Source organism: Arcticibacter pallidicorallinus, from assembly GCF_003002875.1.
GTDB lineage: Bacteria > Bacteroidota > Bacteroidia > Sphingobacteriales > Sphingobacteriaceae > Arcticibacter > Arcticibacter pallidicorallinus.
Genome location: NZ_PVTH01000009.1, coordinates 116,083 through 137,659, shown reverse-complemented (window position 1 = coordinate 137,659; position 21,577 = coordinate 116,083). Strand labels below are relative to the sequence as shown.

At 43.1% G+C, this 21,577-nt stretch carries 16 protein-coding genes; 7 read left to right on the top strand and 9 right to left on the bottom strand.

The features are described from left to right. Positions 1 to 25 precede the first annotated feature (25 nt). The 3 genes from B0I27_RS14250 to B0I27_RS14240 all read right to left on the bottom strand — a co-directional run bounded on the left by B0I27_RS14250 (position 26) and on the right by B0I27_RS14240 (position 5,351). A complete protein-coding gene (locus B0I27_RS14250; RefSeq protein ID WP_106294508.1) occupies positions 26 to 1,561 on the bottom strand; it encodes a malate:quinone oxidoreductase in 1,536 nt (511 codons plus the stop codon). Between the two features lie 318 nt (positions 1,562 to 1,879). Then, positions 1,880 to 3,712 carry a membrane protein insertase YidC gene (yidC, locus tag B0I27_RS14245; protein WP_106294506.1) on the bottom strand — a complete coding sequence of 611 codons (1,833 nt, stop codon included), beginning with the start codon at positions 3,710 to 3,712 and terminating at the stop codon, positions 1,880 to 1,882. A 19-nt stretch (positions 3,713 to 3,731) separates the two neighbouring features. Continuing rightward, on the bottom strand, positions 3,732 to 5,351 hold the full coding sequence (locus B0I27_RS14240; protein ID WP_106294504.1) for a CTP synthase: 1,620 nt from the start codon (positions 5,349 to 5,351) through the stop codon (positions 3,732 to 3,734). Positions 5,352 to 5,534: 183 nt separating this feature from the next. Between B0I27_RS14240 and B0I27_RS14235 the strand changes: the two genes are divergently transcribed. Genes B0I27_RS14235 through B0I27_RS14215 form a run of 5 tightly spaced genes read left to right on the top strand, consistent with a single transcriptional unit; the run spans position 5,535 to position 11,048 of the window. After that, positions 5,535 to 6,773 carry a M16 family metallopeptidase gene (locus tag B0I27_RS14235; RefSeq protein ID WP_106294502.1) on the top strand — a complete coding sequence of 413 codons (1,239 nt, stop codon included), beginning with the start codon at positions 5,535 to 5,537 and terminating at the stop codon, positions 6,771 to 6,773. Next, complete coding sequence (locus tag B0I27_RS14230) at positions 6,770 to 8,044, top strand: M16 family metallopeptidase (RefSeq protein WP_106294500.1); 1,275 nt, start codon at positions 6,770 to 6,772, stop codon at positions 8,042 to 8,044. Before B0I27_RS14235 ends, B0I27_RS14230 begins: the two co-directional genes overlap by 4 nt. 24 nt (positions 8,045 to 8,068) lie before the next feature. After that, positions 8,069 to 8,296, top strand: coding sequence for a hypothetical protein (locus tag B0I27_RS14225; RefSeq protein WP_106294498.1), 228 nt, complete (start codon positions 8,069 to 8,071; stop codon positions 8,294 to 8,296). A 43-nt stretch (positions 8,297 to 8,339) separates the two neighbouring features. After that, positions 8,340 to 9,869, top strand: a complete 1,530-nt coding sequence (gene guaA, locus B0I27_RS14220) for a glutamine-hydrolyzing GMP synthase (RefSeq protein ID WP_106294496.1) — start codon at positions 8,340 to 8,342, stop codon at positions 9,867 to 9,869. A 3-nt stretch (positions 9,870 to 9,872) separates the two neighbouring features. Further along, positions 9,873 to 11,048, top strand: a complete 1,176-nt coding sequence (locus tag B0I27_RS14215; RefSeq protein ID WP_106294494.1) for an RsmB/NOP family class I SAM-dependent RNA methyltransferase — start codon at positions 9,873 to 9,875, stop codon at positions 11,046 to 11,048. A gap of 6 nt (positions 11,049 to 11,054) precedes the next feature. On the opposite strand, the gene B0I27_RS14210 is transcribed toward B0I27_RS14215, so the two are convergent. The 5 genes from B0I27_RS14210 to cmoA form a co-directional block, all read right to left on the bottom strand. After that, positions 11,055 to 11,633, bottom strand: a complete 579-nt coding sequence (locus tag B0I27_RS14210; protein WP_106294542.1) for a MarC family protein — start codon at positions 11,631 to 11,633, stop codon at positions 11,055 to 11,057. A gap of 47 nt (positions 11,634 to 11,680) precedes the next feature. Further along, positions 11,681 to 13,141 (bottom strand): amino acid permease, encoded by a 1,461-nt coding sequence (locus tag B0I27_RS14205; RefSeq protein ID WP_106294492.1) that lies wholly within the window; start codon positions 13,139 to 13,141, stop codon positions 11,681 to 11,683. Positions 13,142 to 13,215: 74 nt separating this feature from the next. Next, entirely contained in the window at positions 13,216 to 15,426 is a 2,211-nt protein-coding gene (locus B0I27_RS14200; RefSeq protein ID WP_106294490.1) for a sodium-translocating pyrophosphatase, read from the bottom strand. 44 nt (positions 15,427 to 15,470) lie between these two features. Next, positions 15,471 to 16,193, bottom strand: coding sequence for a methyltransferase family protein (locus tag B0I27_RS14195; RefSeq protein WP_106294488.1), 723 nt, complete (start codon positions 16,191 to 16,193; stop codon positions 15,471 to 15,473). A gap of 1 nt (position 16,194) precedes the next feature. After that, positions 16,195 to 16,956, bottom strand: coding sequence for a carboxy-S-adenosyl-L-methionine synthase CmoA (cmoA, locus tag B0I27_RS14190; protein ID WP_245925523.1), 762 nt, complete (start codon positions 16,954 to 16,956; stop codon positions 16,195 to 16,197). 136 nt (positions 16,957 to 17,092) lie between these two features. On the opposite strand from cmoA, the gene B0I27_RS14185 reads away from it, so the two are divergent. Together B0I27_RS14185 and B0I27_RS14180 are read left to right on the top strand one after the other, a co-directional pair. Beyond that, the gene (locus B0I27_RS14185; RefSeq protein ID WP_106294484.1) at positions 17,093 to 17,965 is read left to right on the top strand and encodes a carbon-nitrogen hydrolase; all 873 of its coding nucleotides are present in this window, start codon (positions 17,093 to 17,095) and stop codon (positions 17,963 to 17,965) included. Next, positions 17,955 to 19,040, top strand: coding sequence for an agmatine deiminase family protein (locus B0I27_RS14180; RefSeq protein ID WP_106294482.1), 1,086 nt, complete (start codon positions 17,955 to 17,957; stop codon positions 19,038 to 19,040). Before B0I27_RS14185 ends, B0I27_RS14180 begins: the two co-directional genes overlap by 11 nt. Positions 19,041 to 19,385: 345 nt before the next feature. Here B0I27_RS14180 and B0I27_RS14175 read toward each other — a convergent pair whose 3' ends face one another. Further along, complete coding sequence (locus B0I27_RS14175; protein ID WP_106294480.1) at positions 19,386 to 21,569, bottom strand: S46 family peptidase; 2,184 nt, start codon at positions 21,567 to 21,569, stop codon at positions 19,386 to 19,388. Between the last annotated feature and the right edge of the window lie 8 nt (positions 21,570 to 21,577).

Here is a 21,577-nt window from a genome sequence, read left to right as displayed (position 1 = left end):
AATTTGAAATACGCAGTATTATTTTTTACGCTATCTCGTTATCTTCCGGGATAGAAACAACATTCTTCAGATTAAGAACCTGGCTTGTCCACGATCTAAGTTCAGCGCAAAGTTCAGGATCTTCGTTCAATGACTTGCCGAAGGAAGGAATCATCTCTTTCAATTTCGACTGCCATTCGACAGAGTTGTATTTTTCAGGAAAGCAGGTTTTAATTAAACCAAGCATGATGGACACCGCGGTTGAGGCGCCAGGCGAAGCTCCTAAGAGAGCCGCAATGCTGCCTTCAGAACCGGTCACGACTTCAGTCCCGAACTCGAGAATTCCCCCTTTTTTAGCGTCTTTTTTGATTACTTGAACCCGCTGACCTGCAACTTCCAGTTTCCAGTCATCCATTTTCGCATCAGGATAGTAGCCCCTTAGAGCGGCCATTCTTTCGTCGCTGGACTGTCTTACCTGATCGATCAAATATTTGGTTAGCGGGATATTTTGTATGCCAGCCGCTAGCATTGGCACTATATTACTTATTCGTAGAGATGAAAGTAAGTCGAAGAATGAACCTTGTTTGAGAAACTTGGTAGAAAATCCTGCGTAAGGACCAAACAGCAGGGCCTTTTTACCATTTATAACTCTGGAGTCGAGATGCGGCACTGACATCGGAGGTGAGCCGACCTCAGCCTTTCCGTAAACCTTCGCTTCGTGTCTCCTAATCACATCCGGGTTTGTACAAACCAGCCATTGCCCACTCACAGGGAAACCACCAAATCCTTTCCCTTCTTTAATTCCCGATTTCAGCAGTAAATGCAAGGAGCCACCACCTGCGCCAATAAATACGAAGCGCGCTCTGACTTTTCGTTTCTTGCCAGTTTTTTCATCCTTAAGTGATATGGTCCAACGAGAGCTGTCATCTTTTTTTAATTTTGTTACCTCCTGGCAGAAATGCATGTTAACGCCATCAAGAGCCTTAACTGCGCCGAACATACATTTTGTAAGAGAACCAAAGTTGACGTCGGTACCTATCGTCATCCTTGTCGCGGCTATCTTTTGATTCTCAGGGCGACCTTCCATAACAAGGGGAATCCATTCCCTGAGTGTTGCCGCGTCTTCAGAGTACTCCATGCCGTGAAACAGAGGAAGCTCATTAAGTGCTTCATAACGCCTGCGGAGATAATCCACATTCTCTTCGCCCCAAACGAAGCTCATATGCGGTATACTTTTAATGAAATTCTTCGGCGGACAAATGAAGCCAGTCTCGACAAGATGCGCCCAAAACTGGCGCGAGATTTCAAATGACTCACCTATTTTGACAGCTTTAGACGTTTCGATCGAGCCGTCTGCTAATTGCGGTGTGTAGTTTAATTCGCAGAAAGCAGCATGCCCCGTACCGGCATTGTTCCATGCGTCTGAACTCTCAGCAGCGGCAGCATCCAAACGTTCAAATATTTCTATCGTCAGATTAGGTTCTAACTTCTTAAGCAACACCGCGAGAGTGGCGCTCATTATCCCGGCACCAATCAATACGACGTCGGGTTCGTTCTGAAAAGAATTCTTATTTGTGTCCATTATAATGTTTGCTTCGGTAAAGGCTAGACGCTAGCTTGCCATTTGCTTCTTTCTCTCGGTTGATGTATTTCGTTGAGAATGATCGTATAAAATTACGGATAAGTTGAAAATATGTCAAATTTCCGAACGTTCTTTTGATTAAATTAAAATTCTATGACTCTTGATGATGCCTTTTCGCAGATACGATGTTTTGTAGGAGCCTGATAGTGGTCACGTAATATTTATTTACCTCATTCCCATGTGTTTAATGGGAGGCGTTATGGAAATGTTTGTACAAAAAAAAGGCCGGAATAACCGGCCTTTCATATAAATCTGAAATTATTTATTCTTCTTTTTAGCTTCTTGCTGTTGTTGCCTCATATAATCATCCATTCTTTGCTGAAACTTTGATTTTTTCTTCTCAGTCTCAGGCTTTTTCTTGTTTTCCTGAATCCGAGCATGTATTTTTTCATCGTTCACAAGTTGTCTGATAATTAACTGTTGAGCGAACGTAAGGACGTTAGCGCAGAAGTAATAGTAATTCAAACCTGAAGGGTAGCTATTCAAAACGGTCAGGAAAATAATCGGAGTAATGTAGCCGATATATTTCATTTGTCCGGTGACACCTGAGGTCTGATTGTTTATGTAAGTAGTAGCCAACGTCGATACCGTCATCAGTAAACACATCAGACTGATGTGGTTTACGTTCAACAGTGGAATCGTCGGGAAATTGATGACCGAGTCGTAAGTTGACAAATCTTTCATCCATAGGAAGCTTTCCTGACGGAGTTCGAATAGATTAGGAAAGAAGAAGAAGAACGCCATCACGATAGGAAGCTGTAACAACATCGGAATACATCCTCCAAGTGGGTTTACACCAGCTTTTTTATATAATTTCAGATATTCCTGTTGAAGTAACGTAGGGTTATCCTCGCCAACTTTACCTTTTATTTCATCCATTTCTGGCTTCAGAACCCTCATCTTAGCCATCGACAGATAAGACTTATAGGTTAGAGGCGTAAGAACTACTTTCAAGATGATTGTCAGGATGAGGATAATCAGCCCGTAGTTCCATCCCATTCCTTCCAGACCGTTAAAGATCGGTAATACTGCTACGCGGTTTATCCACTTTAATGGACCCCATCCCAGATCAACCTGTTTTTCTATATTGTATCCTTGATCTTTGAGGGTGTTAAACCTGTTCGGACCGAAATAGAATTCAAGTGGGTAAGAGTTTGAATCTTTTCCTTTAGCCAACTGCATATTAGCAGAAAACGATTTTACAAGACCTAGTTGAGCGGGAACCTTAACATCCAGGGTGCCTTTCTCAAAGCCATTCTTCGCAATCAAGACATTGGAGAAGAAGTGCTGCTTAAACGAAATCCACTGGATCTTTCCATCTTCGCCCAATTCCTTCTTTTCGTCTTCGCTAACACCGATATGATCTACTTCATTTTCTCCGTGGTTAAAGTAGGCACTTGAATAGCGTTGTTCACTCGACAAATCCTTCTCTTTCTGCTTAAGCGTTGCTTGCCAGTTAAGCGTGATCGGCTTTGACCCTATAACGTTGTCTAAACCATGCGTCACGATAGTAAGTCCTAAATTATAGCTATTTCCTTTTAAGGAATAGATGTAATCGACGTACTGATTAGCAGAATAGCTAAGCCGCATGGTCAGGCTTGATGAATCGCTTTGGGAAACAGTTAAAGCTTTTGCAGAAGGTGTGAAGTAAAAGTTTTCAGTGTTGACTTCCTGATTGGAAGCGGATAACGTTAAACCGAATTTATTGTCTGCACTATCGAGCATAATCAAAGGCTTGCCATCGAAAGTCTTCATGCCTTTTAGCTCGACTGAAGCTACACGTCCACCTTTCGTGCTTAGGTTAACCTTTAAGAGTTCGTTTTGTAACACAACGCTTTCGGATACTCCGCTAAGCGCAGCTCCAAAAGCTCCCTTGAATGCATTGGAGTCAATGACCACCGTTTTTGCGGCTTCTTCTGTTGCTTTGTCTGCTGTTTTGGCCGGAGCAGGGATCCCAGATTTTGCACGGGCAATAGAGTCTTGTAATATTTTCTCTCTTTTAAGTTCTGCTTCTGACGGGTTCATCAGATACATAGAACCTATGAAAATGATTAAGATTAAAAAGAGTCCCGTGAATGTATTTCTATCCATTTATTCGTGATATCTATTCTTATTTTTTGTTGTTTTTCCTGGAATTTGCTAAAGAAGCGGCGACAAAGTTAACAAAAAGAGGGTGTGGATTGGCAACTGTTGATTTTAATTCGGGGTGAAATTGGCCGGCAACGAAAAAGGGATGATTTTTAAGCTCTACGATCTCAACAAGACCGTTGTCTGGGTTGATACCAGATGCTATCATTCCAGCTTCTTCGAATTGTTTAAGATATTCATTGTTAAACTCATATCGGTGCCTGTGTCTCTCGGTGATTTGAGATTTGCCGTAAATATTATATGCCTTACTTCCTTTCTTAAGGTCACAGATATAAGATCCGAGACGCATTGTGCCTCCCTTATTCTTAATTTTCTTCTGTTCTTCCATCATCGAGATTACGGGATCCGGAGTATTTTCGTCCATCTCGCTGCTGTTCGCATCTTTCAACCCTAAAACGTTACGGGCAAATTCTACTACCGCGCACTGCATACCAAGACAGATACCGAAGAATGGAATATTGTTTTCGCGAACGTGTTGGATGGCAATAATCTTTCCTTCAATACCGCGGCTTCCGAAACCTGGCGCTACTAATACGCCGTCTAAGCCGCTCAAGCGTTCTGCGACGTTTTCCGTCGTAATGCTTTCAGAATGGATGGAGACGACTTTTACTTTGCATTCATTGCTCGCTCCGGCATGAATAAAGGCTTCAGTAATGGACTTATACGCGTCAGGTAGCTCTACATACTTTCCTACGAGACCTATTTTTATCTCTGAGGTAGGGTTTTTAAGTCTGCCAAGGAAGTTTTTCCAGTTCTCCAGATTAGGGTCACTTTTTAAGGGAAGCTTTAGTTTTGAAAGAACGGTTTTGTCAAGCTGTTCCTTAAGCATCATCAAAGGCACATCATATATGGTTGATGCGTCTATTGACTCAATTACAGCATTGATGTTAACATTACAAAATAACGCGACTTTCCTCCTGATGTCGGCAGATAAATGATGCTCCGTACGGCAAACAAGAATGTCGGGTTGGATACCGTATTCAAGTAGCATTTTAACTGAATGCTGCGTAGGCTTCGTTTTTAGTTCTCCGGCGGCAGCCAGGAAAGGTACCAATGTAAGATGTATAACAAGCGAGTTGCTGCTTCCTAATTCCCAGCGTAACTGACGAACTGCTTCAATGAATGGAAGAGACTCAATATCACCAACGGTTCCGCCGAGCTCAGTGATCACAATGTCAAAGTCATCACCCTGACCAAGAAGGACCATGTTTCGCTTGATTTCATCTGTGATATGAGGTACCACCTGAACAGTTTTCCCTAGATAAGCACCCTCACGTTCTTTGTTTATCACATTCTGATAAATCCGCCCGGTGGTAATATTGTTCGCCTGAGACGTCGGGACGTTTAAGAATCGTTCGTAATGACCCAAATCGAGGTCTGTCTCTGCTCCATCCTCAGTAACATAACACTCGCCATGCTCATAAGGGTTAAGCGTTCCGGGATCAATGTTGATGTAGGGATCGAATTTTTGAATTGTGACGCGATAGCCACGGGCTTGTAACAGCTTTGCTAATGAAGCGGAAATAATGCCTTTTCCTAACGACGAAGTGACGCCGCCCGTAACAAATATGTATTTGGTCATGAGTGTGATGAATTTAAACGTAAAACACGAGCATAAGCGCTAGTTTCTACGTTCTTTTGTACGGGTTACAAAACTACGAAAAAAAGGACGATCTGAAAGAATTGATTACATTTCTAATAGGTAATTTGTTACACCGCTTAAATTAAATCGTTTACCTTTGATGCTTAACTGAAATTGACCTTAATGGTAAAATTTGACAGATTTACACTAGATAACGGATTGACGGTTCTTGTTCATGAGGACCCGACTACGCCGATGGCGGTAGTTAATACATTATACGATGTAGGGGCAAGGGATGAGAATCCTTCTCAGACCGGCTTTGCGCATCTTTTTGAGCATCTGATGTTCGGTGGGTCTCTACATATACCTTCTTATGATGAACCTCTACAACGCGTGGGGGGCGAGAATAACGCTTTTACAAGTAACGATATCACTAATTATTACGTGACTTTACCGGCGGTAAATCTGGAGACAGCATTCTGGTTAGAGAGCGACAGGATGCTCAGTCTAGCATTTTCAGATAAGAGTCTTGAAGTACAAAGAAACGTTGTTTGCGAGGAGTTTAAGCAGCGATACCTAAACCAGCCGTATGGCGACGTGATGCTTAAACTGCGACCGCTCGCCTATACCATGCACCCGTATTCATGGCCGACAATAGGGAAGGAGCTAGCGCATATAGAGGAAGCCAGGATGGAAGACGTTAAGGCGTTTTTCAAAAAGCATTACAGTCCGGTTAACGCGATAATGGTAGTAGGCGGTGCCGTGAAAACAGCGGATGTTGAAAGGCTTGCAAAGAAGTGGTTCGGCGACATCCCTTCCGGGGAAAAGTACAATCGAAACCTTCCAATGGAGCCAATCCAGCTCGAACCCAGACGGCTTGTTCACTATGCGGATGTTCCTGTAAATGCGATCTACATAGCCCTGCATGTTCCCGCGAAGAACGATCAGGGATATTACGAAGCCGATTTAATCGGTGATCTTCTGTCAAGAGGCAACTCCTCACGTCTGTATAAAAGTCTGATCAAAGATCGCAAACTCTTTACGGATATAAACGCTTCACTGACCGGGAGCTCTGATCCTGGCTTGATGATTATAGATGGAAGACCATCGGAGGGGGTTACCATCGAGGAAGCCGAGGCAGCCATTTGGGAGGTCTTAAAACAATTATCTGAAGAGCCTGTTCCTGAAACTGAACTTGACAAAGTCAAAAACAAGATTGAGTCGACCATGGTGTTCGCGGAAATGAGCTTGCTGGATAAGGCTATGAATTTAGCGTATTTCGAAGTGCTCGGTGATGCAGAGGCATTAAACAAAGAAACCGAACGTTACCTCAAGGTTAGCTCAGAAGACATCCAACGTCGTGCCCAGTCTATTTTTAGAAAAGAAAACTCTTCTACCTTATTATATCTGTCCAATTCATGATAAACAGAACTATAGCGCCGGAATTTAAACAGATAGAAGAAATAAGTCTCATCCAGGCTTCTCCAAGGCTTCTTGACAACGGAATAAAGCTTTTTATTGTTGACGCTGGTGAGCAGGAACTCGTCCGCATAGAATTTATTTTTCGCAACGTCAACTGGGATGTGTTACGCCCACTTCAGGCTTATGCGACAAACGCACTTTTGATAGAGGGCACAAGCAAACGTTCATCCTTTCAGATTTCTGATAGTATTGACAGCTATGGCGCTTTTGTTCAACCCGAATATAGCTTTGATTATTCATCATTCACGCTTTACACTTTAAGTAAACATCTGAATGCAGTTCTCCCAATCATCAAGGATATCCTCACTGACGCAGTGTTTCCACCAGAAGAACTGGATACGCTGATCCGGAACCAGAAGCAAAAGCTGCTCGTGAGCTTAGAAAAAAACGATGTCGTCACGCGACGAGTATTTAACCATTCATTGTTTGGAGACACTATTTATGGTCATCTTGTAGTCGCCGAAGATTACGACAGCATTGACCGCGAACAGTTGCTTGAGTACTATAAAAGAGCTTACCAGCCCAATAACTGCACGATCATAGCGTCCGGGAAAGTTGATAACCATACAGTTTCGAAAATCAACTCTTTTTTTGGATCAGAGTGGTCAGCCAACGACGATTTCGTTGTGAATTCTTTTCAGTTCTCTGAAACATTGGGAAGTACGCTTTATACAGAGAAACCAGACTCGTTGCAGTCGGCAATCAGGTTGGGGCAAATCTCTGTGTCCAGAACGCATCCGGATTTTCCGGGTCTTCAGTTTCTTAATACGGTGTTGGGTGGATACTTTGGTTCCAGACTAATGGCAAATATTCGCGAAGACAAAGGTTATACCTATGGCATCGGCTCGGCGCAAGTGTCACTTTTGAATGCCGGATACTTTCTGATTGCTTCGGAAGTTGGTGCTGATGTTTGTTCTTCCACGATGGCCGAGATAGAAAAGGAGATCAACTTACTCCGAACAGAACTTATACCACACGACGAGCTCGAACTTGTACGAAATTACATGCTAGGGTCCTTTCTGGGAAGTCTGGAGAATGCATTTTCACACGCAGAGAAATTTAAAAGTATTTTTCTATCAGGGTTAGACTACGACTATTATACGCGTTATATTCAAGTGATTAAGGAAATAAGTTCTGAAGACTTGCTAAGTCTCGCGAACAAGTACTGGCACTTTGATCGTTTTAACAAAGTTATTACCGGTAAAAAATAGGTATTTTTATATTTTAGCGCTCCTATGGAAAGACCTGTCAATTTCATTCTCGCTGATAAGTTTGTCAACACGAAGATCTATTATGTTAAATCATTTGAAGATTTTCCGCTTGGCATTATCCGGTATTCACTTTCTCAGAAGGAATATGTTTTTAACCCGGATGGTGCTTATTTGAACTTCGAAGTGATGATTCAGATAGGCGCATTTTTGAAGAACCTAATGGCCGAGCACAATCGTGGTTCAGTGTCCTAAGCCTTATATTTGTGTATTTTATTGATATTTTGTAGTTTCGCCCATGCAAGAGAAAATTATCATTCTTGACTTCGGTTCGCAATATACTCAGCTTATTGCTCGCCGGGTTAGAGAACTAAACGTTTACTGTGAAATCCATCCGTACAACCATATTCCTGTGGTTGACGAAAGTGTAAAAGGCATTATTTTTTCAGGTAGTCCCGCCTCTGTGAGACAAACTGATGCTCCGCAAATAGACTTCAATTTATTTCATAAAAAATACCCATTACTTGGGGTTTGTTATGGAGCGCAGTATTTGGCCTACAAATCAGGTGGCGATGTAGTACCGTCGACTATACGTGAATACGGACGCGCACATTTGCACTACGTAAACGATAATAATCCTCTGTTAAAGAACATCGGTTCAAATTCGCAGGTATGGATGTCTCATGGAGATACTATTGCAGAAATCGCCGATGATTTCGAAGTAATTGCGAGTACTGACACTGTGCGTGTGGCCGCTTATCAGATCAAAGGAACTCAAACTTTCGGTATCCAGTTTCATCCGGAAGTTACACATAGCACCGACGGAAAGCAGTTATTGGAAAATTTCCTGGTTGGGATCTGTGGATGTTCTCAGGATTGGAATCCTGATTCCTTTATTGACAGTACGATAAAAGAACTGAAAGAGAAACTGGGAGATGATAAGGTTGTTCTCGGTCTATCTGGAGGTGTTGATTCATCTGTAGCTGCGGTTCTGTTACATAAGGCTATTGGTAAGAATCTGCATTGTATTTTTGTCGACAACGGACTGCTTAGAAAGGGTGAGTATGAACAAGTACTTGACTCATATCAGCACATGGGTCTTAACGTTCGCGGCATTAACGCCCGGGAGTTGTTCGTCGGACAGCTAACCGGTATTAAGGATCCTGAACAAAAAAGAAAGATCATAGGTGCAGCGTTTATCGAAGTATTTGACAATGCGGCACATGAGGTTCAGGACGTTAAATGGCTAGGACAAGGTACTATATATCCGGATGTCATTGAGTCAGTTTCGGTTAATGGACCGTCAGCTACTATTAAGTCTCATCATAATGTTGGAGGCTTGCCTGATTTTATGAAACTTAAGGTTGTAGAGCCTTTAAATACTCTTTTCAAAGATGAAGTCAGACGGGTCGGTAAAGCTTTAGGACTTGACCAGGCACTTCTTGGTCGTCATCCATTCCCCGGTCCGGGCCTGGCTATCAGAATTATCGGTGAGATAACTCCTGAACGTATTGCTATTCTACAAGACGCGGACGCAATTTACATCAACAACCTGAAGAGCTCAGGATGGTACGATAAGGTATGGCAGGCGGGTGCTATATTCCTTCCGGTTCAGTCGGTAGGTGTGATGGGCGATGAGCGGACATACGAGCATGTTATCTGTCTGAGGGCTGTTGGCTCAATGGATGGTATGACGGCTGATTGGAGTCACCTTCCGTATGATCTGCTTGGAAAGATATCAAATGAAATTATTAATAACGTAAAAGGAATCAATAGGGTTGTTTACGACATATCATCTAAACCACCTGCAACTATTGAGTGGGAATAATACATGTCAAATAAATACGAGAATCAGCTAAGGACTTTTTTAAGGATACTGGAAGCTTACCCCAAGACAACGCAGTTATCGCGTTTTCTTCCGGGATATTTTCGTGAACACAAACAAATGGGATCAGGCGACAGGCGTACAGCCAGTCGCCTTCTTTATAACTACCACAGGCTCGGAAATGCCTGCAGCTCCCTTCCCCCTGAAGAGCGGCTTATGCTTGCCGAGTTTCTTTGCGAGGGCAGGGAAAGTCTTTTTCTTCAGTCTCTGAAACCCGAGCTCTACGCTTATGCAGATCTTCCTCTTGAGAAGCGTATTTCCTATTTAGAAGGAGCAGAGTACAGATTTTCATTAGAAGATGTGTATCCTTTTACTAATCATCTTTCCAAAGGTGTCGAGCTGCGTAGTTTTCTTACCTCTTTCTTTGAGCAACCAGATCTATTTATCAGAATACATCCTGGTAGGTCTGAGGGCGTGGAAGCAAAACTTTCGGAGAACGGCGTTACCTATCGGCGCACCAACGAGCACTGTCTGGCATTACCAAATGGGACGAAGCTCGATCATTTATTCCCTGAATCAATGGGAAAACGGCAGTTTGAAGTCCAAGATCTGTCATCCCAACGTGCGGGAGATTTCTTCAAGCCTCTAAAATACGACTATTGGTGGGACGCGTGTGCGGCTTCAGGAGGAAAGTCATTACACCTATACCATCAGCAACCTGATATCAAACTACTGGTCTCCGATATTCGCGAGAATATTCTGGCGAATTTGGATGAGCGTTTCGCGAATGCGGGAATCAAGACCTATCAGAAAAAGATATTAGATCTGACCAAAGATCCATCTCTTTTCCTGAACAGCTATCAGTTTGATGGTATCATTTTGGATGCACCCTGCACAGGGTCAGGAACATGGGGTAGAAGTCCTGAGCTTATCAGCCAGTTTGAGGCTCGTCAAATATTAACCTTTCAACGTCTTCAGCGAATGATTGCGGGGAACGTAGTAAAGTTTCTAAAAGAAGGTAAACCACTAGTTTACATCACATGCTCAGTTTTTAAAGAAGAAAATGAAGCGAATGTCGACTATCTCGTAGAGGCCTATAATCTTAAAATTGAAAGTATGGAGCTTATCAAAGGTTACGACAGACGCGCTGACAGCATGTTTGTGGCTAGGCTCATTCGCTAATATAGTCTATAGCCCCGTGTTATTTTTAAACAGCTTGATAGCAATTGCGAGCAAAATAATACCAAATGCTTTACGCAGCACATTCAATCCTGATTTCCCTAACAGACGTTCCAGCCAGATAACTTTCTTCAGAACGAAGTAGACGAAAACCATATTCAGTACGATACCTACAAGGATATTCTGGGTATCGTACTCAGACTTCAAAGATAGAAGTGTAGTCATCGTGCCTGCACCCGCGATAAGAGGGAAGGCCAGAGGAACAATAGAGACGCTTTCCGGAACGTCTTCCTTAAACAGGTTGATCCCTAATATCATTTCCATAGCGATGAAGAAGATGACGAAAGAACCTGCTATAGCAAAGGATGCGACATCTAATCCGATAATATTTAAAAGCTCTGTTCCTAGAAAAAGGAACAGAGTCATTAATATCATGGATACGATTGTTGCCTTCTCCGACTGGATATGACCTGCCTTTTTTCTTAGCTCAATCACTACAGGTATTGCGCCTATAATGTCGATAATGGCAAACAGGATCATGGTAACAGATAAGATCTGTTTGTGGTCGAAGTCGAAGTATTCTGTCATCATTTGGTGCCGTAAGTGCGCGCAAAGATATTAAGATTACAAAATCTTTATGAATTATTTTCTTCGCGCACCTGTCTTATTTTGCTGTGTCGCTTGCCGTAGAAGAAATATACCAATATCCCCAACAGCATCCATCCAGCCAATCTGATCCAGCTTTCGGAAGGTAAAGAGTACATTAGGTAAACACAAACGAGTATCCCCAGAATAGGTACAACAGGTACCCAGGGAGTTCTGAAAGGTCGTTCGGCATTAGGCAATCTTTTTCGGAGTACTAATATTCCAAAGCAAACCAGTGCAAAAGCAAATAGTGTACCTATGCTTACCATGTGGCCCAGGTCTGATACCGGAACAAATCCGGCAAACAAGCTGACGAACACCATAAAGAAAAGATTTGTCTTCCAGGGCGTATAAAATTTCTTATGTATTGCACAAAAAAACTGAGGCAGCAAGCCGTCTTTAGCCATAGTATAAAATACCCGTGACTGCCCCATTAGCATTACCAGAAGGACGGACGTGTAACCTGCAAGAATTGCAATAATCAATCCATCCTGCAAGAAAGAATATCCAGTCATTGCAAAGGCAGTAGCAGCTGGTTTAGCGTCGCCTGCGAAGTCTTTGTAATTCACCAAGCCCGTCATTACATGTGCGAACAAGACGTAGAGTATTACACACACTATCAGCGAGCCAATAATTCCTATCGGCATGCCTTTTTGAGGATTTTTCGCTTCCTGTGCAGCAGTCGATACCGCATCAAAACCTATGAACGCAAAGAAAACTACGGCAGCACCTGTAGATATACCCGTCCAGCCAAAGTTCTCAAATGCCCCTGTGTTTTCTGGAATATAAGGAACATAGTTATCAGGATTAATGTGGTTCCAGCCCAATACAATAAAGAGCACAACTACAGTGATTTTGACTACTACCAGAACATTATTAATAGCTGCTGATTCGCGCGTTCCGCGCATAAGTACAAAAGACAGAAGCAAAACTATTAATATCGCAGGAAGGTTGATCAAACCTCCGTCTATGATGGTCCCGTCTCCAAGACGCACTGTTTCCCAGGGAGAGACAACAAGTTGATGAGGGAGATCGATGTTATATTTATGAAGAATTTCCAACAGGTATCTCGACCAGCTCACCGAGACAGTAGCTGCGCCTAAGGCGTACTCAAGAACAAGATCCCATCCGATGATCCAAGCCATGAATTCTCCAAGAGTAGCATAAGAATAAGTGTAGGCACTTCCCGCCACAGGAATCATTGATGCAAACTCCGCATAGCATAACCCGGCAAAAGCGCAGGCTACAGCAGCCAGAACGAAAGATATAGTTACGGCCGGACCAGCGTTTTCTGCAGCTGCTATGCCAGTGAGTGAAAATAATCCGGCACCAATAATGGCGCCAACACCCAAGGCGATAAGGTTAAAGCTAGAAAGCGTTCGTTTAAGATGACCTTCACCACTCGCACCTGCTTCTAATAGTAGCTGTTCAATAGACTTTTTATGGAACATAATGATAAAAATAGAGACAAACCTAATGCTTTTTCCTTGGAAATTACAAGTGATTTGCAATCAACTGCCCTTTTTTAGTTGTTCGGAATGATGTTCTCGAGAGGAGCTACAGGGATAATGTGAGCTGCTTTTTCTGACTTTGGAAAATCCTTAATCGCATGTTGACTTTGTGAATCAGCAATATGCGGAGCGATAATTAAAGAAACGATTGACATTAGTTTAATAAGAATATTCATTGAGGGCCCGGAGGTGTCTTTGAAAGGGTCTCCTACAGTATCGCCAGTAATCGATGCTTTATGGGGCTCTGAGTTTTTGTAAAAGGTTTCGTTGTTAATTACGGCGCCTTTTTCGAACGATTTCTTGGCATTGTCCCAGGCTCCTCCCGCATTGGACTGGAACATACCCATAAGCACTCCCGAGACAGTAACTCCAGCCAGGACTCCACCCAGAACTTCTGGACCGAGGGTGAAACCAACCAGTACCGGCACAACCAGGGCAATTGCGCCTGGAAGCATCATTTCTCTTAGGGAGGCTTTGGTAGAAATTGCTATACATTTCTCGTATTCGGGACGTGCTTTATATTCCATTATGCCCGGAATTTCGCGAAACTGTCTGCGAACTTCCTGTACCATATCCATCGCAGCCCTTCCAACAGCAGCGATCGCAAGGGAAGAAAATATGTAGGGTATCATGCCTCCCACAAACAGCCCAGCGAGTACGTCTGCTTTATAAATATCTATAGAATCGATTCCGGCAATGCCGACAAATGCTGCGAAGAGTGCGAGAGAGGTAAGTGCGGCGGAGGCGATTGCAAAGCCTTTCCCGGTAGCCGCGGTTGTATTGCCTACGGCATCGAGATTATCTGTTCGTTCTCTTACCTCTGCAGGTAATTTGCTCATCTCTGCTATACCACCGGCGTTATCCGCAATCGGGCCAAACGCGTCAATGGCTAATTGCATGGCGGTAGTTGCCATCATTCCTGCCGCAGCTATGGCGACCCCGTAGAGTCCTGCGAAATAATAGGATCCATAAATTCCAAATGCTAAGACGAGGATGGGAAGTAAGGTGGATTCCATTCCAACGGAAAGCCCGCCAATGATGTTGGTAGCATGCCCCGTTGAGGATTGATTAACTATCGATTGAACAGGTCTTTTGCCCATTGCTGTGTAATACTCAGTAATCAGACTCATCAGTGTGCCTACTATCAGACCAACCAAAATGGAGTAAAAGACATCCTCCTTGGTGAAAGAAAACCCTCTTATGAGCATGGTATCTGGTAACATCCAGATAACGGCGAAGTAGGATGCGATGGCTGTTAAGATTATAGAAGACCAGTTTCCTAAATTTAGAGCAGCGAGAACGCTATCCGATTCATTTTTAATCCTCACAAAAGAAGTAGAGACGATCGAAAAAATGAGTCCTAAACCAGCAATGAGCATAGGAAGCAGAATAGGGGCGATTCCACCAAAATTATCTACCGAAGTTATTTCGCGGCCCAATACCATGGTTGCAAGTATTGTAGCGACGTACGAGCCGAAAAGATCGGCACCCATGCCCGCGACGTCACCTACGTTATCACCTACGTTGTCGGCAATTGTAGCCGGATTCCTGACATCGTCTTCTGGAATACCTGCTTCGACTTTGCCAACCAGGTCAGCGCCAACATCCGCAGCTTTGGTGTATATCCCTCCGCCTACACGCGCAAAAAGTGCAATTGACTCTGCCCCCAATGAAAATCCCGCAAGTACTTCAAGCGCCTTCTCCATGCTTTTTCCGTTAACTTCAGCGCCAGTTTGAACAACATAGAGCTGATAAAATACAATGAAGAGGGAGCCCAGACCGAGAACAGCGAGGCCCGCGACACCTAATCCCATAACGCTTCCTCCATTGAACGCGACTCGAAATGCTTTTGCAAGGCTCGTTTTAGCGGCCTGAGCTGTGCGCACATTAGCTTTCGTCGCGATATTCATTCCTATGTATCCTGCAAGAGCCGATGTAAAAGCACCGATCAGGAATGAAACGGAGATCATCCAGCTTGAAGTCTCTACAAGAGTGCCTGACCAGAACAATAAAGCACCGGTTACAAGCGCAAAATAACTGAGGACCTTCCATTCTGCCTTTAAAAAAGCCATAGCACCGGCAGCTATGTACCCAGAAAGCTTTTGCATTTCAGCGTCACCAGGGTCTTGCCTGACAACCCACTTCGATTTTGAGAACATGACGATTATTCCGAAAATTCCCAACACGGGGATGAGGTAGATTAAGTTTGCGTACAGAAAGTTCATAGTGATCGATTGGTTAGTTATAAATTGAAGGTTTAGGGCTGTTGTTAATCTACCATCTTGCCTGATTTTTTGAGATATCTTACAAACAGATAGATCAGTGTTAGTGCGGCGAGAAACACGGCAATTAAGATATTTCTCAAGTCATGGTCATCATTCGTAATCTGGGGATAGTAAAGAAGAAGAATAAGCGTGATTCCTGCCAACCAGATGAACTGCGTGTTGTATTCTTTGAGGATCCATCTTCTTATATTAAACCGCATGCCCTGGAATGTCCGTCCGATACCCTTCCAGTTTATCCACCACCGGTTAACGCGCTGGCAATACATTTCGAAGTCTTTCCCGAACTTGTTTCTCAGAAAGTTTTCCTCAGCAAGAACTATAGCCTGGTATATAAACAGGAAAAGAGGCATCAAAACTCCCACGAATAAGATAGAATTGGAAAGGATTCCGACACCTAAAAGCATCAAAATATTTCCGACATAAAGTGGGTTTCTACAGTGACGGAAAATGCCCTCTGTAACCAGATGATCCGCATAGACTTTCTTGTTTTGTCCTCCGCGAACTATGTAAGCCAGCCCGATGGTCAGGCCCCTGATAAGCTGTCCGCTGACAGTGATTATCAGTCCCAAAATAATTGGCCATATATAATAATTTTGACCTAGTGCTTCTTCTGTAAAGATGCGGGGAGAAGGAATAAAAAGAGTGAGATACAGAAAAATAAAGAGTACATTCCTATATCTGAAGAAAAAGTTACCAATCGAGACCATGTTAATCTTTTACCGCTACGATGCCTGAAAAATTATACCATTTGAAAAAAACCTCGCATTGCGAAAAGCCGGCCTCCTTAAGTAAAAGAATATTTTCCGATAACTTATAGGGGATTAGGACATTTTCCAATGCTTCACGCTTTTGCGATATTTCCATTTCGCTATAATTATTCCGTCTCTTGTAGTCGTAATAATATTTAATGAAGCTGCGGTTGAAAGAACTTTCTTCCGCTAATATTTTTTCGACAAGAATAAGCACCCCTCCAGGTACCAATCCGTCGACAATTTTGCGCAACACCTTTTCACGGCATATGGGTCTGATGAACTGTAGCGTCAGGCATAGTACAACCACGGATGCATTTTTAATTTCGAAATCTTGTTGGATATTCGCTTCAATCAATTCGTAAGGGCGTTGGAAGCCAGCCTCTTTCAATTTACCATCACATTTCTTCAGCATCTCCGATGCATCATCAATGCCAACGAACTTAATATCGGCTGAGACTGTTTCATTCATCCCGATCATGGTGGTTCCTGTAGAGCACCCAAGATCATAAACCGCTGTATCAGGGAGTGCATGTTCAGCCGCAAGTTCTGAGATCATCCGCTGCATTTCGTCATAGAAAGGAACTGAGCGGCTTACCATGTCGTCAAAAACACTGACAACTTTGGTGCCGAACTTAAAGTCTGAGACACGATTAATCTGGTCTCGAAATACCTCGTCTCTCGGAGGTTCCGGGTTATTGTTTTTGATATCGGTTTTCAAGTTTATAAAGTTGGTATGCAGTAAACGGAAATTCAGGTAGATAGTTTTTTATCTAATATATTAAATTGCTTTGGTTTAATACTATAGATGAATATTATACAAGTTTGATTATTTTTGCGAAACATTAAAATATTAGATGGATCAGAAAGTCAAAGTTGGATTGGTGCAGATGAGTTGCACTTCGGGTAAGGAGGACAATCTTAAAAAAACAATCTCTAAAATCAGAGAGGTTGCAGGCCAGGGCGCTCAAATAGTTTGCTTACAGGAATTATTCACTTCTCTATATTTTTGTGATGTTGAAGATTATGACAACTTTTTGTTGGCAGAAACGATTCCTGGTCCATCAACCGACTCACTCTCGGAATTGGCAAAGGAACTCAATGTCGTAATTATCGCTTCGCTATTTGAAAAGAGAGCTCAGGGATTATATCATAATACAACAGCAGTTCTGGATGCGGATGGAGCTTACCTTGGGAAATATCGTAAGATGCATATTCCCGACGACCCCGGTTATTACGAAAAATTTTATTTTACCCCGGGAGACATGGGGTATAAGGTTTTCGATACTAAGTATGCTAAGATAGGGGTTCTTATATGCTGGGATCAATGGTATCCTGAAGCCGCGCGAATTACCGCTCTCATGGGGGCAGAGATATTATTCTTCCCTACCGCCATCGGTTGGGCGTCTTCTCAGGAGATCGACACAAACACCGAGCAGTACAATGCATGGCAGACGATACAGCGTAGCCACGCAGTTGCAAACGGAGTTCATGTAGTATCGGTTAACCGTACTGGTGACGAAGGACATATGAAGTTCTGGGGGGGATCTTTTATAGCAAATCCTTTTGGAACCGTTTTATATCAGGCGTCTCACACTGAGGAAGAAAATCACGTCCAGGAATTAGATTTAAGTAAGTCTGACCGTTACCGTACCCACTGGCCGTTTCTTAGAGATAGGCGAATAGACTCTTATGCACCGATAACCAAACGTTATATCGATGAAGAGTAACTTTATATCGGCGGGATATCCCGATTTTGCAAACGGTAATACCCCCAAATCACTAGGCTATAAGTTTCCTGCAGAATGGGAGCGACATGAGGCTACGTGGCTGAGTTGGCCGCATAAAGAAGCGAGTTGGCCAGGTAAGTTAGATGCTATATTCAGTCAATACGCTCAATTTATTAAGATCTTATCTCTAAGCGAAAGGGTGCGAATCAATGTTTTAGATGAAGCGATGAAAAGCTTTGCTTTAAAACATATCGAACTGGCAGGCGCTGACTTAACTAAGATCGAATTTTTCTACCATAGAACAGACGATGCCTGGTGTCGCGATCACGGTCCGGCATTTCTAATTAATCCCGAGGCTGAGCATAAGAAGGTCATCGTAGATTGGGGCTATAATGCATGGGGGGGTAAATATCCTCCGTATGGTCAGGACGATGTTATCCCCACGCTAATTGGGCAATCACTTCATCTTCCGGTTTTTCATCCGGGGATTGTAATGGAAGGCGGTTCAGTTGAATTTAATGGAGATGGCACAATACTCACCTCCACATGTTGCCTTCTCAACGAGAACCGTAATCCGCATCTTAATCAGGCACAGATTGAAGAATATCTATGTGAGTTCTATGGTGCTGAACAAATCTTATGGGTTGATGAAGGGATAGAAGGAGACGACACTGATGGTCATATTGATGATACCATTCGTTTTGTAAACAGAGATACGGTGTTGTCTGTAGTAGAAACCAATATCTACGACGAGAACTATTCCTTGCTCCAACAGAATCTTGCGTCGTTGAGTAAGCTTCGTTTGCTGGATGGCAAACAACTTAACGTGGTGGAACTTCCTATGCCTGGTCCGGTAGTTTACGATGATATGCGCTTACCAGCGTCGTACGCCAACTTCTACATCAGCAACGAGTATGTAATCGTGCCAACTTATCGTTGTGCTGCCGACGATAAAGCACTGGATATTATCACCACCTGCTACCCGGAAAGGAAGGTAGTCGGCTTAGATTCTACCGATATTATATGGGGCTTGGGCAGCTTTCATTGCCTGAGTCAGCAAGAGCCGAGTATTTAATTTAATAGATACCAAAAACAAAAGAGGCTGTATCATTGAAGAAGTGATCAGCCTTTTTTGTTTACGAGGAATTTTACGGGGGATTTGCAGCATGCAGCAGGAGCTTAAACCCTGACTAGCAATTTGCCTTTGCTCTATACTAAGCTTAGACCGCGTCTATAGGAAGGCGTATATAACCCGGCAAAAGTGCGTGTTGAGTCCGACTTTACAATTATTAAGTCGGACTCAACACGGGAGAATCACGGTTTATTATGGGCTTCATATAAACCTTGTCCATACCAGGAAGCAAAGAAGGGGTGGTCATAATCCAATGACACACCCCTTTTCTGTTTATAAAATATACCGTTACGGCTTCACGCCGATCTCTTCGAGGAGGAAATTAGCATTGTCAACTTTAGAAGCAACCCATAATACATATCGGATGTCAACGCCAATTGATCGGCTGTAATTTTCATTCCATGCGTAGTCGTTGATTGTAGCTTCGTATGCTCTGTCAAAATTAACGCCGATAAGTTCACCTTTGTCATTCATTACTGGTGAACCGGAGTTTCCGCCTGTAGTATCAAGATTGTATAAAAAAGAAACGGGAACATCGTTGAGATCTTTTTTGACAAATGGACCAAAATCCTTAGCCAACCATAATTGCTTAATCTTTGGAGGGTAAGTGAATTCCGGATTATCTGTACTGCCTTTTTCGAGCATCCCTTTTATGGTCGTAAATGGTTTCATATAAGTAGCATCAGCGGGCGAAAAACCTCTTACGTAGCCATAGGTGAGACGCAAGGTGCTGTTAGCATCCGGAATGAAGTCCCGCTGTTTAAACCTTTCTTTAACCGCGACATAGTCTCCCATTAATTTGTTTAATTGACCCTCACGGCGTTCTTTTTCAGGTTGGAGGACATTGATTTGATCAGAAATTTCACTTTCAAACAGAAGGAGAGGATCACTATAATCCGACAGGGATTTAGGTGATTTAAGAATCAAACTCATCACATAGTTCTTATCCTTCAGGCGTGTGTACTGGTAACGGCTGCTTACGAACTTATCAATTTGCTCTTCGGCGTTGAACCCTTTGATAACCTGCTTGTCAACAACAGCTATTCTTTGGTTCTTAGGAAGTTTAGCCGCATCTTCCAGCATACGTGTGAATATCGCCTTATCAGCATCAATATCAAAGCTGTCATACTTGCCGAGAAGTGACTTTTTTATGCTCCCAACATTCTCAGCAAAGTACTGGTTTCTATCCGCAACAGGCTTAGAATTCATATTAACCTTGAAACTGTTTATCTGCCTGGCGATGTCCAATAAACTTGTACTAGCATAAATTTGAGCAAGCCACATTTCACGATAAGCATCGTTGAAAATGAGCTTGTATAAGTTGTCAATGTCCGACATTAAGCTGCCGTATCTCGCCTTGAGCTCGACGTTTTCATTGATATAGGCGGCCAAGGCCTCATCTTCCTGCTTTTTCTCTTTAACGAGCTCCAGGCCCTTGAGCCCTTTTAACTTTCCGTTATAGTTTTTCATTACGTTGGCATTTCGTTTCACGCGAGTAGCCAGTCTAATGTCGGTAGCCCTGCTTTTCTTTCCGGCTTCCGCCATCATTTTGTTCTGGAATTCGTATAGATTCGATACGTAAGGGAGGAGGAAGTTTTGCTGGTGCTCTATAAATTGGGCAGGGCGATGCCTGAATGTTCTGCCAGGATATCCGAGGATGAAAACAAAGTCGTTTTCATTTACACCATCGGCGTTAACCTTCAGGAATTTCTTTGGTTCGTAAGGGACGTTTGATTTCGAGTAAGAGGCGGGTGAGCCATCAGGCGCAACGTATGCACGCATGAAAGAAAAGTCACCTGTGTGCCTTGGCCAAACCCAATTATCTGTTTCTCCGCCGAATTCACCAACATTGCGAGACGGAACGTAAACCAGTCGTACATCTTTTATAGTCTTATAGCGAAAAAGGACATAGGTTTTTCCAATGAACATTTCTGATACCTCTGCTTCGATGGTTGAATCCTGTGCTTCTGCTTCAGAAGCCAGTTTTTTCATCTCTGCGTTGATGATCCGGATACGTGATGCTGGATCGGATACGCTGGCTACGGAAGAAAGAATTTTGTCTGATACATCCTCATAGCTGTCGGTAATACGACAAGTCATGCCCTTTGCCTCGATTTCGGAAGCTTTATCCTGGGCAACGAATCCATTCTCCAAGTAGTCGTGTTCGGGTGTACTGGCCAGTTGCACAGCACTGAATGCACAATGATGGTTGGTAATAATAAGGCCGGCGTCAGAAATAAATGACCCGGTGCATCCGCCCACACGGACAAGTGCATCCACCAGGCTTGCGTTTGCAGTCTCGGTATTGTAGATTTCCTTTTGGTCAATCTTTAAACCTGCTTTATTTAAATTAACATTTTTAAGTTCGCTTAATGGGAACATTCCCTCATCAGGCGGGACGTAAGCCGAGCCCCCGATCAGTAGAACGAGCAATGAGGTAATCAAAACTCTCTTCTTTTTGTTAGTCATCATATATGTGT